Here is a 16,072-nt window from a genome sequence, read left to right as displayed (position 1 = left end):
AAAAAGTAAATTAAAAATTATTTTTAGAAAAATATAAGTTATATATAGGCTAAAGATAAGATTATCTAATCTTATCTAAAACCCCATTTATAAGTTTAGGAGCGTTATCGCTTGCATATTCTTTAGCAAGTTCAATAGCTTCATTTATTATGATTGCTTTGTCTGTGTTTGTATAAAGTAATTCATAAACTCCAAGTCTTAAAATAGCTTTTTCCATATTTGCTAATTTATTAAACTCCCCATCTAGCAAGGAAGCAATTTTTTCATCAATTGCCTTTAAATTAACATTTATTCCATTGTATAACTCAATTGCCCAATCTTTTATCGCATTTCTTATTTTATGTTCTTCTAAAAAATCTTCTAAAAATTTATCATTTTGTACAAATTCTTGAGAATATAAAATACTAATTATGCTTTTTCTAACTTGATGACGAGTAGCCATTACAACTTCTTTAAATTTAGCATTTCAATACTTGTAAGCATAGCCTCAAAGCCTTTGTTACCACTTTTAATACCAGCTCTATCCATTGCTTGTTCAGTTGTGTTTGTGGTTAAAACACCAAATGAAACAGGAATATCATTAGCTAAAGTAATGTTTGCAACTCCCTTTGTGCATTCAGCTGCAACATAGTCAAAATGTGGTGTATCGCCACGAATAACAGCGCCTAAAACCACAATAGCATCATAATTTTTCTTAAGTGCTTGTTTTAAGGCAAAAGGCAATTCAAAAGCACCAGGAACTAAAATTAAATCTAAGTTTTTTTCATTTCCACCGTGGCGAATAAAGGCATCTTTTGCACCTTCAACTAATTTATCAGTAATAAAAGAATTAAATCTAGCGCAAATTATTGCAAATCTTTCATCTCCATTTAAAGTTACTTTTCCTTCAATAATATTCATTTTTATCCTTTATTTAAAATATTTAATAATAAATTCACTTTTTCAAGCAATAAATCAACAGCAACCATATTAGGGCCATCGCATAAAGCAATTTTTGGGTCAAAGTGAGTTTCAAAGAAAAATCCATCAACACCAATCCCAGCAGCAGCACGAGCTAATGGTAATACAAAAGAACTATCTCCGCCACTCTTGCCACCAGCTCCACCAGGCATTTGCACACTATGTGTTGCATCAAAAATAACAGGTGCGTAATTTCTCATAATTTTAAGTGCTCTCATATCAACAACTAAATTAGCATAGCCAAAAGAAGCCCCTCTTTCAACAGCTAAAATTCCTGCTTTTTTTGCCATTTGATGAGCTTTTGAGAAATCTTCATCTTTTAAATCTTTAAAAGACAATTCTCCTAAATCTTTACAATCAAAAAATCCTTCTTCTTCTATATTGTAATCATATCCACGAGTTTGAGCAATTTTTGCTATTGAATATTTCATATCAGCAGGATTTAAAAATTGCCCTTTTTTAATATTTATAATAGCCTTTGTTTTTGCAGCTGCTACTAATAAATCAGTTTGTCTGCACAAAAATGCAGGAATTTGCAAAGTATCAACAACTTCTGCAGCAATTTGTGCTTGATAACACTCGTGAATATCTGTAATTAATTTAAAGTTAAAATCTTTTTTTACCTTCTCTAAGATTTTTAAACCTTTTTCTAAGCCAGGACCACGAAAAGAATTTAAGCTAGTGCGGTTCGCTTTATCAAAACTTGATTTAAAATAAAAATCAATTTGTGGATGATTAGCAATCTTTTCTAGTCTTGATGCCACCTTGAAAATTACTTCCTCGCTTTCTATTACGCAAGGACCTGCAAATAATATAATTTTTCTCATTTTTTACCTTTTAAATAAACTTAAACCAATCCCACCAAATAAAATTAAAATTATACCTAAAAAAATTAAAAAACTAGGCAAATCATCGCCTAATAATAATCCAATTAATAAAGTAATCACAACATCTAAATATCCAACCCCTGCTACAATTCCAGCTTTTTTAGCTGCTTTGTAGGCTTTAGTTACATAAAGTTGATACAAGCAAGAAAAAATTCCCATAAAAATTATGTAAATAAAGGCTAAAAAACTAGGCATTTTAAAGGCGTTAAAGGCAAAATCGTATTGCATTAAATCAGGCTTAAACTCAACAGCAAGCATTGAAAAAATAGGAAGCAATGAGCCACTTAAAAAAAAGCTAATAGCAATAATTTCAGTATTATAAACCTTGCCAAGCTCTCTTACGCTAGTTAAAGCTAAAGCAGCAAATAAGCCACTTGCAATCCCTAAAAGTGAATTTTTTAAATCAAAGCCACTATGTAATTGCTCTGGTGCAAAAGGTTGCACAATCAATAAAACCCCAATAAAGCTAATAAATAAGCAAAGTACAGCTTTAAGACTTAATTTTTCATTTAAAAATAAAAAGGCTATTAAAGCTACAAAAAGTGGATTTGTTTTTTGAAAGGCAAAGGCTCCGCCTAAAGAAATATTAGAAACATTGTAAAAAAAAGCGTATAAAGAAATAGTGCCAAAAATACCCCTTAATATTAATAATAAAGGCTTTCCGCCGCTTTTTTTATGTGGAATTTTATAGTATAAATAATATAAAAAAAACACTCCAATTATATTTCTAAAAAACATAATCTCAATACTATTAAGTTCATTTGATAGTAGTTTTGCAAAGCTCCCCATAAGGGAGAATGCAAAACTTGCAAGAATCATAAAATAAATTCCAAGATTTTTTCTAATTACTTGCTTCATGATATTTTAACAGCAACGCTATCAGGGATAATTGCTGGCATAAAATAAGCAATAAAGCTTATCCATAGTCCAATTAAAATAATCATAATAATTGAATATTTTATAGTAAATTTGAATAAATCACTTTCTTTACCAACAAGACCAACCGCAGCGCAAGCAACCGCAATACTTTGTGGAGAAATCATCTTTCCAACAACACCACCAGTACTATTTGCAGCTAAGAATAAAGTATCTTGCATTTGTAGTTTAATAGCGGTAGCTTGTTGTAAAGCACCAAATAATAAATTCGCACTAGTATCAGAACCTGTTAAAAATACTCCAATCCAACCAATAATAGGTGAGAAGAATGTAAATGCTTTTCCTGTTTGAGAGAAAGCTAAACCTAAGGTTGAACTAGCACCGCTATAGTTTGTAATATAAGCAAAAGCAACAACTAAGCCTATTGTAAGGCAAGGTAAAGCCATTTCTTTAATAGTTGCGCTAAAGCAAGATACTGCATCGCTTGGCTTTACTTTTAAAACAAAAATTGAGCAAATAGCAGCAAAAAATATCGCAGTACCAGCAGTTGATATAAGTGGAATTGACATAAATAAAGCTTGAACTCCACTCTTTTGACCTTCTACAACTAAAGATGGCTTAAAGATTTGTAAATCTCCTGTTAAAGCACTAAAAGATATTTTAAGATTTGTAAATGCTAAATTTTCTTTCACAAAAACTTGGAATGAATGATTAGACCAAATAACAACAAAGATAATTAATAAAATAAATGGAGACCAAGCATAAATAATTTTACCTAATTTTAGTTTTTCTATATCGTTAAAGTCGGTTTTTCCATCATATCTTACTATGTTTTTAATTTTAAACATTGAAATTGCAATAGTTGTACAAATTAAACTAAATACAGCTGAGATAATTCCAGGTAATTCAGCACCAATAAAATTTGATGTAAGATATTGAGCTATGGTAAAAGAAGCAGCCGCTACAAAAATAATAGGAAAAGTTTCTTTAATACCTTTAATTCCGTCCATTAAATAAATAATAAAAAATGGCACAATAAAGCAAAGTGGAGTTAAAATTTTACCAACCATAGCAGCGATTTGATCAGGTGATAAGCCTACAGATTGTGCCATAGCAATAATTGGAATTCCAACAGCACCAAATGCAACAGGAGCAGTGTTTGCAATCATACAATATCCAGCTGCTTGAAGTGGTCTTAAACCCAAGCCAACTAATAATGCAGCAGTAATAGCAACAGGACCACCAAAACCAATAGCTCCTTCTAAAAACGCCCCAAAACAAAAACCAATTAAAATTACTTGAATTCTATGGTCAGGCGTAATTAACATAACACTTTGTTTAATTATTTCAAATTGACCTGATTTAATTGATAATTTATATAAAAAGATTGCAGCAATAATAATCCAAGCAATAGGCCAAAGTCCAGTAAGAAAGCCTAAAAATATACTTGTAATTGCACCAATAAAAGGCATTTTATACACAAAAAGAGCTACTAAAGTAGCAACAATAACGGTTAAAAAACCAGCCGTATATGCCTTAGTTTTAAAAACAATAAGACATAAGAAAAAACAAATTATAGGCAAAAGAGCTACAAAGGCACTAAGCCAAATATTACCCAATGGGTTAATTTGTGGTATGAACTCCATAAAAATCCTTTTTTTTTTAAATTAGCTTATTAATTTAGTAAAAATTGTTTAATTTCGTATTGATTTAAGTAAAAAATATTCTAAAATGTAACTTTTTGTAATAATTTTATTTTTTAATTTTTTAAAAGTAAAATAAAAAACAATATATTAAATATTTTAAGAAGGGTATAAAATGAGAGGTTACACCATTTTTTCTGGTTCTGCAAATACCGAATTTGCAAAAAATGTAGCAAAAAGACTTGATTGTAATTTAAGTGATGCTGGTATTAAACGCTTTAGCGATGGGGAAATTAGCGTTCAAATTGGAGAAAGTGTGCGTGGAAAAGATGTATTTATTATCCAAAGTACTTGCGCACCTGCAAACGATAATTTAATGGAATTGTTAATTTTAAGTGATGCTTTAAAAAGAAGTTCTGCAAACTCAATTACTGCTATTGTTCCTTATTTTGGCTATTCAAGACAAGATAGAAAAGCAGCTCCAAGAGTGCCAATTAGTGCAAAATTAGTTGCTGATTTAATGCAAACTGCTGGTATTAACCGTGTTGCTACTATTGATTTACATGCAGGGCAAATTCAAGGATTTTTTGATATTCCTGTAGATAATTTATATGGAAGTATTATTTTTAATGATTTTTTAAGACAAAGAGATTTATCAAACGCTGTTGTAGCAAGTCCTGATGTTGGTGGTATTATGAGAGCTAGAGCGGTTGCAAAGACTTTAAATTTAGATTTAGTAATAGTTGATAAACGCCGTGAAAAAGCTAATGAAAGCGAAGTTATGAATGTAATTGGCGATGTTGCTGGTAAAGACGTGATTATAGTTGATGATATGATTGATACTGCAGGAACTATTGTAAAGGCTGCTGATGTATTTAAAAAACAAGGCGCAAAAAGCGTGATTGCTTGTTGTACTCATCCTGTTTTAAGCGGTAAGGCTTATGATAGAATTGAAAATGGTAATTTAGATGAATTAATAGTAACTGATACTATCCCTTTAGCAAAAGAAATTGATAAAATTAAAGTTTTAAGCGTTGCTCCAATTTTTGGTGAAGTTATTCGCCGTGTTTATCATAATGAAAGTGTAAATGGTTTATTTAATTAAATTATGCTCTTTAGAAAAAGGGCATTAAAATATTTTAAATTCTGCCCTTTTTTCACTTCTAAATGAATTTATTTTATCCTTTGTAGCCTTACCTAACGCAATGGCACATAAAAAATTGACATTATTTATATTTAAAACATTTGAAATTATATCGTTATATTCGCACACACTAGCTTGAAAGCAAGTATTTATGTTTAAACTTGTTGCAGCGTTTATTAAATTGGCACTAAAAATACCTGCATCAAAAATAGCTCCATTGTCTAAATCCTTATCAATATAAATAAATGCAGCATTATTTGCATTAAAAAATTCGTAATTTTTTGCCCATTGTTTTAGCCTTGCATTTTTATCATCTTTGTTTATATTTAAAAGACCGTACAATTTACTAGCATTTAAAAATCTTTTATCTTTGTAATTTTGCGCAAGATTAGCTGGGTAAAAGTTTAAAAAAGCACTCTTTTTACTATTTTCATAAAAGGCTTTTAAAAGCTCTTGTTTTAGTGTTTTTAATATATTATTTGATACAAAACATAATTTTACTTCTTGCATATTTGAAGCACTAGGGCTTAAATAAGCTAATTTTGAAAGTTTTGTTAAAGTATCGTTATCTAAACTAAAATCTTTGCAAAAATCTCTACAAGAAAATCTATTTTTAAGACAATCATCAAAATTCATATTAATCCTTTTTTTAATTTTCTAATTATAAATCTTGCAGGGTGTAAAGCGTGTTCGTAAGTGCTAAACATATAAGAAGGTGTATTTTTAAAATAAGATGAAATTAATCTTGCACAGCATAAAGAAGTGCTAAAAGCTCTTGAGCCGTGTGCTATATTAACAAAAATTCTACTTTGTTGTATTTTTTCTTGAGTTTTATTTTTTGTCCAAAATAAATCTTTATATTTTGTTATATATTCACTATCATCTAAGTATGCTCCAACAATAGCAAATCTATCGCTAGAATAAGACCTATAACCTACATTATTATCAATAATATTTATTTTTCTATCAAAGAATTCTAAAAGATTATTTTTATTTATTAAATCATCTTCATCATTTGCACTTTTAATTTCATTTCTTAAATAAGTTGCACCTAATGCTCTAATACCATTAGCTGCAGTGCTTAAATAAGCTTTTGAGCTTAGGGCAATTTTACATTGTTTTTCATCTTTTACATAGCTTACTTGCCCTCTTTGAAAAGACAGCGGTAAAGATTTAAAATAATACATACTTTCATAACCACTAGCAAAGATAACAGCATCAAAATAATATTTATTGTCATTGCTATCGGTTAAAATTACTTGATTGTTATCTTCTTTTGCATTGCAAATATAAGTATTTAAAAAGATTTTTGCCTTAGATAGATTTATTAACATCTTGCAAAGCTCTTGTGGTCTAATGCTTCCGCCATCTTTTAAATAAGCAAAATCAAAAATATGTTTTATATATTTGTTATCTTTTTGCAATAAAAATCTTTTTTTTAATTCATCATTAAAAGCGTGTTCTAAAATTCCATTTAGTTTAATCCCTAAACTTTTATAAAAAGCACTACTTTGCAAGTATGCAAAAAAAGAAAATTCGCCTAAAAGCGAAGCAGGGTTTTGAATTAAAGCACTTAAATTACCAATTTTATTTGAACTAGCAGCACTTGCAATAGTGCTATTTTTCTCAAAAATGCTTACATTAAAATCTCTTAATTCATAAGCAAGATTTGCAGCGCAAATTCCACTTCCAATAATTGCAATATTTTGCACTTTAAGATAATTTTTTGCAAAATAATTAGTTAAATTTTTATCATCTTTGCTTTTTAAGATTGCCTTTGTGCTTTCTCTTTTTAAGCCTATACTAAATTTTTTTATTAAAAAATCATTTTCTTCTAGGGCTTTTAAAAAGGCGCTGTTTGAGCTATAACTTAGTAAAATTCCATCTTGTTTTAAACATTTTTTTGCTTGTTTTATTGTGTTTGTTGAAAACATTTGCGAGTTTTTATTAGGGCTAAAACCATCAGCAAAAATAACATCAAAACAAAAATCAATCTTATTTAAAGCTTCATTTATATCAGCAAAAATCAAATTAAGCCTTGTATTATTTATTTGTATTAAATAGCTACCCTTTTGAGCTAGCGGATAGTTTTGTATAAATTCATCTGCTAAATCAAGATTAAATTTTTTAGCTACATCTTTTAAGGTGTTTATATCTTGATAGTAATTTTCAATTGCTGTGTAAGTAAAAGTTTTGTTGCACTCTTTAGCTTTTTTTAATGACAATAAAAAATTAAGCCCCAAGCCAAAGCCAAATTCTAAAATATTAATATGGCTTTTATCAGTATCAAAAGCATTATTTACATAAATTTCATTTCTTTCTTTTAGCGTGTCTTTTATGTTGTAATAAAAATCATCAAAATCTAGTGAAAAAAATTCACCAGATTTTAAAATAGTCTTAGCTAAGTTCATTTTGTTTTATTTATTAAATGTATAAAATTATCAACATCTAAACTAGCACTTCCAATTAAAACACCATCGCATAAAGTGCTTATTTGTTTTATATTGTCCATATTTACACTTCCACCATACAAAATAGGTTGTTTTGTTTTTGATTTTAAAAAAGCCATAATTTTTTGAATATCTTCAATTTTTGCAGCACTTTTTCCAATGCTATAAATTGGCTCGTATGCTAAGATTAACTTAGAATATGTTAAATCAATATACTTTATTTGCTCGCTTAAAAATTCAATGCTTTTATTTTTTTCATAAGTAGCAAAATCTTCTCCAATGCAATAAATTATTTCTAAATCATTTGCCTTGCAAAAATCAAATTTTTTAGCTAAAAATTCGTCATTTTCTCCTAAAGTTCTTCTTTCACAATGCCCTAAAATTACACTTTTAATTCCAAATTCTTGCAAGTGATTTAAGCCTATTTCTCCTGTAAATGCTCCTTTAAAATCAGGATAAATATTTTGTGCACACTGCTTAAAAGCAAATTCGCTATCTAAAAAAGCACTAAAACTTGGTGCAACATAAACTTTTATATTTTTATTATTTTCAAATCTTAAAAATGCATTTAATTTTTGTGCATATTGAGCGTAAGATTTTCTTGTGTGGTTACATTTAAAATTTGCAGCTATTATCAATCTTCATCCTTTATTAAAAGTGGTTTTATAGCAGGTAGTTGTTTGCCTTCAATTAATTCTAAACTAGCTCCACCACCTGTTGAAATAAAAGTAAATTCATCGCTATCTCCAGCACGATTAATAACATCAGCCGTATCTCCACCACCAGCAACACTTGTAGCATAAGAATCGCTTATGTAATGGCTCATTTTAAAGCTACCTTTTGAGAATTTATCAATTTCAAAAACACCCATAGGTCCATTCCACCATATTGTTTGAGCATCGCTTAAAACTTCTTTAAATAATATTGAACTAGCAGGACCAATATCAAGCCCCATCCAACCATTAGGAAGTTCTTGAATGCTAATGTGCTTAATTACACTATCATTAGAGCAAGTTTGAGCAGCAACTACATCAACTGGCAAATATAATTTTACATTTTCTTCTTTTGCTTTTTGCAAGATAGCTTTTGCATCTTCAATTAAATCATCTTCAACTATTGAATTACCAATGTTAAATCCTTGTGCTTTTAAAAAAGTAAAAGCCATTCCCCCACCAATTATCAATTTATCAACCTTTGGTAGAAGATTATGCAAAGCTTGTAATTTACCGCTTACTTTGCTACCACCAACCACAGCTACAAAAGGTCTAGCAGGAGATTTTAATAAATTTTGAGCAAAATTAAATTCTTTTTGAAGTAAAAATCCAGCACAAACTTCTTTGCAAAATCTTGTAATTGCTTCAACACTAGCATGTGCTCTATGGCAAACCCCAAAAGCATCATTTACAAAAACATCACAAAATAAAGCAAGTTGCTTTGCTAATTCTTCATCATTTTTAGTTTCGCCTTTTTCATAACGCAAATTTTCAAGTAATAAAATTTCACCATTTTTAAGATTATCTACCTTAGTTTTTGCATCATTTCCAATTACATCATTTGCTAAAATTACATCCATTTTTAATAAATTAGAAAGCCTTTTTGCAACAGGTAATAAAGAATATTTTGAATTAAATTCTTTAGGGCGACCAAGATGAGACGCTAGTATGATTTTGCAATTATTATCAAGGCAGTATTTAATTGTTGCTAGAGCTTCTTTTATTCTTCTATCATCGCTTATATTTAAAAATTCATCTTGCGGTACATTAAAATCACATCTTATCAATACTCTTTTTTTCTCAATATTAATATCTTTTATGCTAATTAGTTTCATTTTGAAGCCTTTATAATGTGTTTTGCTAATCTTTTTAACTGGTATGAATAGCCATATTCATTGTCGTACCAAGCAAGAATTTTAATAAAATCATCATTTACAACTTGGGTTAAATCAGGAATAAAAACACTACCTTGAGTGCTAGTTATAAAATCACTTGAAACACATTTATCATAATCAATTCCTAAAATAGGCATATTTTCACTTGCTTTAATAAAGGCTTCATTAATTTGTTCTTTTGTAACCTTTGTGTTTAATTTTACAGTTAAATCAACCATAGAAACATTAGCAAAACCTGTTCTTATGCTTTGACCATCAATTTTACCTTTTAAATGTGGTAGAACTTTAGCTATTGCTCTTGCTGCACCTGTGCTTGTAGGAACAAGGTTTAATGCAGCAGCCCTTCCTCTTCTTAAATCTTTTTTATCATTTGTATCAACAATAGCCTGAGAAGCAGTATATGCGTGAATTGTATTCATTAACGCACTTTGAATTTTAAAATTATCATCTAAAACTTTTACTAAAGGTGCTAGTGCATTTGTAGTACAACTCGCATTTGAAACTATATTTTCATTATTATAAGTTGTATGATTTACATCCATTACAAACATTGCAGTATCATCTTTTGCAGGTGCTGAAAAAATCACTTTTTTAATACCGCTATCAATAAATGCTTGAGTTTTTTCCTTTGTTAAAAAGGCTCCTGTGCATTCAAAAACAATTTCAGTATTAAAATCAATAAAATTCATTTTTTCTACTTCTCTTTGCGCGATGATGTTTATTATTTTGCCGTCAATTTCTATTTTACTCTCATCAATTATGTTTATTTTTTTATTTAAACGACCATGAACTGAATCGTATTTTAATAAATAAGCTATATTATTAGCCCCATAAGAGCAGTTTATCGCTACGAGTTCAAAATCTTTATCATCAAGCAAAATTCTTGCTAAACATCTACCAATCCTACCAAAACCATTAATCGCTACTTTTGTTGCCATTTTTTACCCTTTATTTAAGATTTTAGTTTTAAATATTAATAAAAAAAGGTAATTAAATTTGATAGCAATTTTTGGTGGAAGTTTTGACCCTATTCATTTAGGGCATGAAGAAGTAATTAAAGAAATATTAAAATTAGATGTGAAAAAGCTTTTTATAGTTCCAACCTTTATTAATCCATTTAAAAAATCTTTTTATGCAAGTCCTAATCAAAGAATAAAATGGCTTAAAATGGTGCTTTTAGAAGATGAAAGAATAGTAATTAGCGATTATGAAATTAAGCAAAATCGCCCAGTTCCTAGTATTGATACTGTAAAATATTTTTCAAAATGCTTTCAAGATGAGAAAATTTTGTTTATAATAGGCGCTGACCATTTAAAAACTTTACATAAATGGCACGAGTATGAAAAATTAAAAACGATGGTAGAATTCGTGATTGCAAAAAGGGATAATATTAAAATTCCAAGCGAGTTTAAAACATTAAATGTAAATGTTGATATTTCATCATCGTTTATAAGAAATAATTTAGATTTAAGCAAGGTTAATGATAAAATAAAAGAAGATGTAAAAGCATTTTATAAGAAAGGTGTAAAAATTGAAGGATAAAATTATAGCTTTATTAGATAGTAAAAAAGCAGAACAAATTGAGTATATTGACTTAAAAGGCAGTGGGTATTTTGTTGATTATGTGATTATTGCTAATGTATTTTCTTCTAAACAGGCTTTAGCCTTAATTGATGAGATTAAAATACTATTAAAAGAACATAATACTAAAGTTTATTATGAAGAGCTTTCTGATGAGTGGAGTATTTTAGATTTAGCAGATGGTTTAATTCATTTAATGAGTCCTGAATACAGAGATAAATACGAAATTGAAAAATTCTTATTAGAGTTTAAGCGTTAAGGCTTTTTTTGTAGTATGAAAATAAGGAGCAAATATGAAGAAAAAAAGGGTTTTAATTAAATTTTCAGGTGAAGCTTTAGCTGGTGAGCAAGGCTTTGGAATAGATACGCATATTTTAAAATTTATTGCAAACGAAATTAAAACAATCTCAAATGCAGGGGTTGAAATCGGTATTGTAATTGGTGGCGGAAATATAATTCGTGGAGTTAGCGCTGCAAAAGATGGTATTATAAAACGCACTAGTGGCGACCATATGGGAATGCTTAGCACGGTGATTAATTCAATTGCTATGCAAGAAGCACTTGAAAGCTGTGGAATTAGCGTTCGTGTTCAAAGTGCTATTGCTATGGAGGCATTTTGTGAAACTTATATTATGAGAAGAGCGCAAAGACATCTTGAAAAAAATAGAGTAGTTATTTTTGCTGCAGGAACTGGAAATCCATTTTTTACAACCGATACAGCTGCTGTTTTAAGAGCTATTGAAATTAGTGCTGATATGATTATTAAAGCAACTAAGGTTGATGGCGTTTATGATAAAGACCCAGCAAAATTTAGCGATGCAAAAAGATATGATACTTTAAGTTATGAAACCGCTTTACAAGACAATATAAAAGTAATGGACGATACTGCTATTGCATTAGCAAAAGATAATAAACTTCCTATTATTGTTTGCAATATGTTTAAAGAAGGCAATATTTTAAAAATTATGAATGATGATTTTTCTAATTGTTCAATAGTTAAAAATTAATTAAAAAGGATAAAAATGAGAACAGAACAAATCGCTGCAAAAGCACTAGAAAAAGTTGGAAATGATAGATATATTTTATCAATTATGGTTGCTAAAAGAGCTAAAGAATTAAGCGAAGGAGCTAGTGTTTTAATAAATTTAGATAGTAAAAACACCTATAAATTCACAGACATTGCTCTAATGGAAATTGCTGAAGAAAAAATAGTTTTTGAAGGTGTTAGCGAATAAAACTAAAGAAATTTTATGAAAAACACTTTAAGCTTTGAAACCTTATTAGAAGACATTAAACTATGTACTGATGTAATAAACGCTAAGAAGATATTATATCAATTATTTTCTAGCACACCAATGCTAGAAAAAGCGCTTGATTATTGCATAAAAATGCACGAAGGGCAGTTTAGAAAAAGTGGAGAACCATATTCAGTTCATCCTATTTTAGTTGCTTGCTTTGTGGCTTATTTTGCAAAAGATGAGAGTATGATTTTAGCTGCTTTATTACACGATGTTGTAGAAGATACTGAATGTACTCAAGAAGAACTTATTACTATGTTTGGTCATTCGGTTGGAGTGCTTGTTGAAGGGCTTACTAAGATTGTTGAAATTCGTGGAGATAATCTTGCAAGTTCAAATTCTAATGAAAAATTAAGAAAATCAGCACTAACTTTTAGAAATATGCTTATGGTTAGTATTGAAGATAGTAGGGTTTTATTAGTTAAATTATGTGATAGATTGCATAATATGCTAACTTTAGATGCTTTAAAAGAAGCAAAGCAAAAAAGAATAGCAGAAGAGACTTTAATGGTTTATGCACCGATTGCCCATCGTTTAGGAATTTCTAGCATAAAAGATTATTTAGAAGACTTATCTTTTAAATATTTAATGCCAGAAGAATTCAATCAAATCGCATATTATCTAAAAGCAAACAATATGCAGCTACAGCTAACTTTAAATGATTTTATTGATAAAATAAAAGAATTATTAAGAGAAAATAATTACATTGAAAATGAAGATTATGTAATAAAAAAACGCATAAAACACACATATTCAATTTATTTAAAAATGCAAAGAAAAGGAATTAGCATTGAAGAAGTGCTTGATTTATTAGGCGTTAGAATTTTAGTAAAAGAGATTAAAGATTGTTATATTGTACTTGGAATTTTGCATGTACATTTTAATCCACTTGCTTCAAGATTTAAAGATTATATTGCTTTACCAAAACAAAATGGTTATCAAACTTTGCATACAACCTTATTTGATTCTCAAAGCATTATTGAAGCGCAAATTCGCACTTTTAAAATGCACGAAACTGCAGAGCTTGGCATAGCAGCTCATTGGAAGTACAAAAATGATAAAGAAGATTATAAAGCTGTTGGTTGGGTTAGTGATTTAGCTAAAGATAATCAAGAAAAAGATGACGAATTAGAATTTTATGAATACGCAAAAGATAGTTTATATGTAGAAGATATTGCAGTTTATTCTCCAAAGGGCGAGATTTTTACTCTTCCAAGAGGTTCAACAGCGCTTGATTTTGCCTTTGAAGTGCATTCTCAAATTGGATTAAAAGCTAAATCAGCCTATATAAATCGTATAAAATCTCCTTTGCTAACTACATTAAAAAATGGGGATATTGTAAGAATAGAAATTGATGATAATGCAAAACCAAAATTTTCTTGGCTAGATAGTGTTAAAACGGCTCGTGCAAAGGCTATGATTAAAACTCATTACAAACAAAGAATGTTGGCAGTAGAGCAAAAATTAGCTACAAAGTTATTACAAACTATTTTTAAAGTTAGCGAAGATAAGATAAATGAATGGGTAAGCAAAGATAATTTAAACAAAAATCTAAAAAAATGTGCTAATGATAATGTAATTTTATCTCACACAGTACAAACTTTGCAAAAAAATGTTAAAAAATTCTGGATAGGAAGAAATTACGAACTTAAAAAGCAAAGATTAGAAAATCTTGTTATTTATTCAAATTACAAAATAACAAATATAGATTTTGATTATTGCTGCAATCCTAAAAGAGGCGATGATATTATTGCTATTAAAAAAAATCATTGTGTAAGTGTGCATAATAAATTGTGTGAAAGAGCTAACAAGCTTTTAGACGATGATAGTGTTGAGGTTGTTTTTATAAAATGGTCAAAATTTATACCTAAAAATTATAAAATGATTTTTTCTTTAGAAAATAAAAAGGGTGCATTAGCATCTTTGTTAAATGAGTTGGTAAAATTAAATATCAATGTTTTAAGCATTAATATTGAAAAAAATAACGATAATTTGCTTGAATACTTTGATATGAGATTAGAAATTGCTGAAGAGCAAGAAATTGAGTTTATAAAAGAGAAGTTAAAATATAAATGTAAAATTTATGATTTTATATCATCTAGTGATGCTTATAGTAAAAGTTAAGGAGAAATAAATGAATTTAGAAGCTATTTATAAAGATTTAGAGCGTGGAGTTAGCGAGTTTATTGATTTAGAAAAGATAAAAAATTTAATTAAAAACTATTATGAAAAAGGCGAAAATTTTATTGTAAAAGCAGGTTTTGACCCAACAGCTTCTGATTTACATTTAGGTCATAGTGTTGTTTTAAATAAAATGAGATTTTTACAAGAACACGGCGCAAAAGTTATATTTTTAATAGGTGATTTTACAGCACAAATTGGCGATCCTACAGGAAAAAGTGTTACAAGAAAGAAATTAAGTAAAGAAGAGGTATTAAAAAATGCTAAAACTTATGAAGAGCAAGTGTTTAAGATTTTAGATAAACAAAAAACTCAAATTGCTTTTAACTCAACTTGGCTTAATGAATTAGGAGCTGCTGGAATTGTAGAGCTAACATCAACATTTAGCGTTGCAAGAATGCTTGAAAGAGATGATTTTACAAAAAGATTTAAAGAGCAAAGTCCAATTTCAATTTGTGAATTTTTATATCCATTACTACAAGGCTATGATAGCGTTGCATTAAAAAGCGATATTGAAATGGGAGGAACTGACCAAAAGTTTAACCTTCTAATGGGAAGAACATTACAAAGAACCTACAATACAAATAAAGAACAAGCAGTTATTATGATGCCTTTATTAGTTGGACTTGATGGTGTAAATAAAATGAGTAAAAGTTTGCAAAATTATATAGGAATTAATGAAGAAGCTAATGTTATGTATGCAAAAATTCTTAGCATAAGCGATGAATTAATGAGAGTTTATTATGATTTATTATCTTTTAAAAGCACAGATTTGATTGAACAGATTTTTGATGATATTAAGGCAAATAAACTTCACCCTAAAAAGGCAAAAGAAGATTTAGCATTAGAATTATGTGAAAGATTTTGTGGTAGTAAAGCAGCACAAGATGCAAAAAAAGAATTTGATAATATCCATAGTAACAATGCTTTGCCAAGCGATATTGCTGAATTTAGCTTTAATGAAAATGAAGTTTGGATTGTAAAAGCTATGCAAGAATGTAATTTAGTTAGCAGCGGTAGCGAAGCAAGAAGAATGATTTTAGCAGGAAGTGTTAAAGTTAATCAACAAAAGATTAATGATGAGCAATTAAAATTACAACAAGGTGAATATATTTTACAAATTGGTAAAAGAAAATTCGCAAAAATTATTATAAAAGGATAAAA

The 16,072-nt window shown here is 28.8% G+C and carries 16 protein-coding genes and 1 pseudogene; 7 read left to right on the top strand and 10 right to left on the bottom strand.

Annotated features, from left to right (window positions below; translation table 11 throughout):
* Nucleotides 1-61: 61 nt before the first annotated feature.
* From nusB to CCANL266_RS07665, 5 genes and pseudogenes are all read right to left on the bottom strand, one after another.
* On the bottom strand, nucleotides 62-442 hold the full coding sequence (nusB, locus tag CCANL266_RS07685; protein ID WP_172233669.1) for a transcription antitermination factor NusB: 381 nt from the start codon (nucleotides 440-442) through the stop codon (nucleotides 62-64).
* Entirely contained in the window at nucleotides 442-900 is a 459-nt protein-coding gene (gene ribH / locus CCANL266_RS07680; RefSeq protein WP_172233666.1) for a 6,7-dimethyl-8-ribityllumazine synthase, read from the bottom strand. Before ribH ends, nusB begins: the two co-directional genes overlap by 1 nt.
* 2 nt (nucleotides 901-902) lie before the next feature.
* Nucleotides 903-1,787, bottom strand: coding sequence for a 3-deoxy-8-phosphooctulonate synthase (gene kdsA, locus CCANL266_RS07675; RefSeq protein WP_172233663.1), 885 nt, complete (start codon nucleotides 1,785-1,787; stop codon nucleotides 903-905).
* A pseudogene (locus tag CCANL266_RS07670) lies at nucleotides 1,784-2,705 on the bottom strand (DMT family transporter). Before CCANL266_RS07670 ends, kdsA begins: the two are co-directional and overlap by 4 nt.
* A complete protein-coding gene (locus CCANL266_RS07665; protein ID WP_172233657.1) occupies nucleotides 2,702-4,369 on the bottom strand; it encodes an L-lactate permease in 1,668 nt (555 codons plus the stop codon). The pseudogene CCANL266_RS07670 and the gene CCANL266_RS07665 overlap by 4 nt, the downstream one beginning before the upstream one ends.
* Nucleotides 4,370-4,541: 172 nt before the next feature.
* Here CCANL266_RS07665 and CCANL266_RS07660 point away from each other — a divergent pair, with 172 nt between their 5' ends.
* On the top strand, nucleotides 4,542-5,471 hold the full coding sequence (locus CCANL266_RS07660; protein WP_172233654.1) for a ribose-phosphate pyrophosphokinase: 930 nt from the start codon (nucleotides 4,542-4,544) through the stop codon (nucleotides 5,469-5,471).
* Between the two features lie 24 nt (nucleotides 5,472-5,495).
* Here CCANL266_RS07660 and CCANL266_RS07655 read toward each other — a convergent pair whose 3' ends face one another.
* From CCANL266_RS07655 to gap, 5 genes are read right to left on the bottom strand one after another with little or no spacing between them, the layout of a single operon-like run.
* Nucleotides 5,496-6,146 (bottom strand): nitroreductase family protein, encoded by a 651-nt coding sequence (locus CCANL266_RS07655; RefSeq protein ID WP_172233651.1) that lies wholly within the window; start codon nucleotides 6,144-6,146, stop codon nucleotides 5,496-5,498.
* Entirely contained in the window at nucleotides 6,143-7,921 is a 1,779-nt protein-coding gene (mnmC, locus tag CCANL266_RS07650) for a bifunctional tRNA (5-methylaminomethyl-2-thiouridine)(34)-methyltransferase MnmC2/FAD-dependent 5-carboxymethylaminomethyl-2-thiouridine(34) oxidoreductase MnmC1 (RefSeq protein ID WP_172233648.1), read from the bottom strand. Before mnmC ends, CCANL266_RS07655 begins: the two co-directional genes overlap by 4 nt.
* Complete coding sequence (locus tag CCANL266_RS07645) at nucleotides 7,918-8,598, bottom strand: triose-phosphate isomerase (RefSeq protein WP_172233645.1); 681 nt, start codon at nucleotides 8,596-8,598, stop codon at nucleotides 7,918-7,920. The genes mnmC and CCANL266_RS07645 overlap by 4 nt, the downstream gene beginning before the upstream one ends.
* Nucleotides 8,595-9,788: a phosphoglycerate kinase gene (locus tag CCANL266_RS07640; RefSeq protein ID WP_172233642.1), complete on the bottom strand. Its 1,194-nt coding sequence runs from the start codon at nucleotides 9,786-9,788 to the stop codon at nucleotides 8,595-8,597. The genes CCANL266_RS07645 and CCANL266_RS07640 overlap by 4 nt, the downstream gene beginning before the upstream one ends.
* On the bottom strand, nucleotides 9,785-10,786 hold the full coding sequence (gene gap / locus CCANL266_RS07635) for a type I glyceraldehyde-3-phosphate dehydrogenase (RefSeq protein ID WP_172233639.1): 1,002 nt from the start codon (nucleotides 10,784-10,786) through the stop codon (nucleotides 9,785-9,787). The genes CCANL266_RS07640 and gap overlap by 4 nt, the downstream gene beginning before the upstream one ends.
* Nucleotides 10,787-10,844: 58 nt before the next feature.
* Here gap and nadD point away from each other — a divergent pair, with 58 nt between their 5' ends.
* The 6 genes from nadD to tyrS are packed head-to-tail and all read left to right on the top strand — an operon-like array spanning nucleotide 10,845 to nucleotide 16,070.
* A complete protein-coding gene (gene nadD / locus CCANL266_RS07630; RefSeq protein ID WP_172233636.1) occupies nucleotides 10,845-11,390 on the top strand; it encodes a nicotinate (nicotinamide) nucleotide adenylyltransferase in 546 nt (181 codons plus the stop codon).
* Nucleotides 11,380-11,688, top strand: coding sequence for a ribosome silencing factor (gene rsfS / locus CCANL266_RS07625; RefSeq protein ID WP_172233629.1), 309 nt, complete (start codon nucleotides 11,380-11,382; stop codon nucleotides 11,686-11,688). Before nadD ends, rsfS begins: the two co-directional genes overlap by 11 nt.
* A 34-nt stretch (nucleotides 11,689-11,722) precedes the next feature.
* A complete protein-coding gene (pyrH, locus tag CCANL266_RS07620) occupies nucleotides 11,723-12,436 on the top strand; it encodes a UMP kinase (protein ID WP_172233626.1) in 714 nt (237 codons plus the stop codon).
* Between the two features lie 15 nt (nucleotides 12,437-12,451).
* Nucleotides 12,452-12,664, top strand: a complete 213-nt coding sequence (locus tag CCANL266_RS07615; protein WP_172233623.1) for a DNA-directed RNA polymerase subunit omega — start codon at nucleotides 12,452-12,454, stop codon at nucleotides 12,662-12,664.
* Nucleotides 12,665-12,679: 15 nt separating this feature from the next.
* Nucleotides 12,680-14,851, top strand: coding sequence for a RelA/SpoT family protein (locus CCANL266_RS07610; protein WP_172233620.1), 2,172 nt, complete (start codon nucleotides 12,680-12,682; stop codon nucleotides 14,849-14,851).
* Between the two features lie 10 nt (nucleotides 14,852-14,861).
* Nucleotides 14,862-16,070 carry a tyrosine--tRNA ligase gene (gene tyrS / locus CCANL266_RS07605; RefSeq protein ID WP_172233617.1) on the top strand — a complete coding sequence of 403 codons (1,209 nt, stop codon included), beginning with the start codon at nucleotides 14,862-14,864 and terminating at the stop codon, nucleotides 16,068-16,070.
* The last annotated feature ends 2 nt before the right edge of the window (nucleotides 16,071-16,072 follow it).

The organism is Campylobacter canadensis (genome assembly GCF_013177655.1).
GTDB lineage: Bacteria > Campylobacterota > Campylobacteria > Campylobacterales > Campylobacteraceae > Campylobacter_E > Campylobacter_E canadensis.
This window is presented reverse-complemented; position numbering and strand designations above follow the sequence as displayed.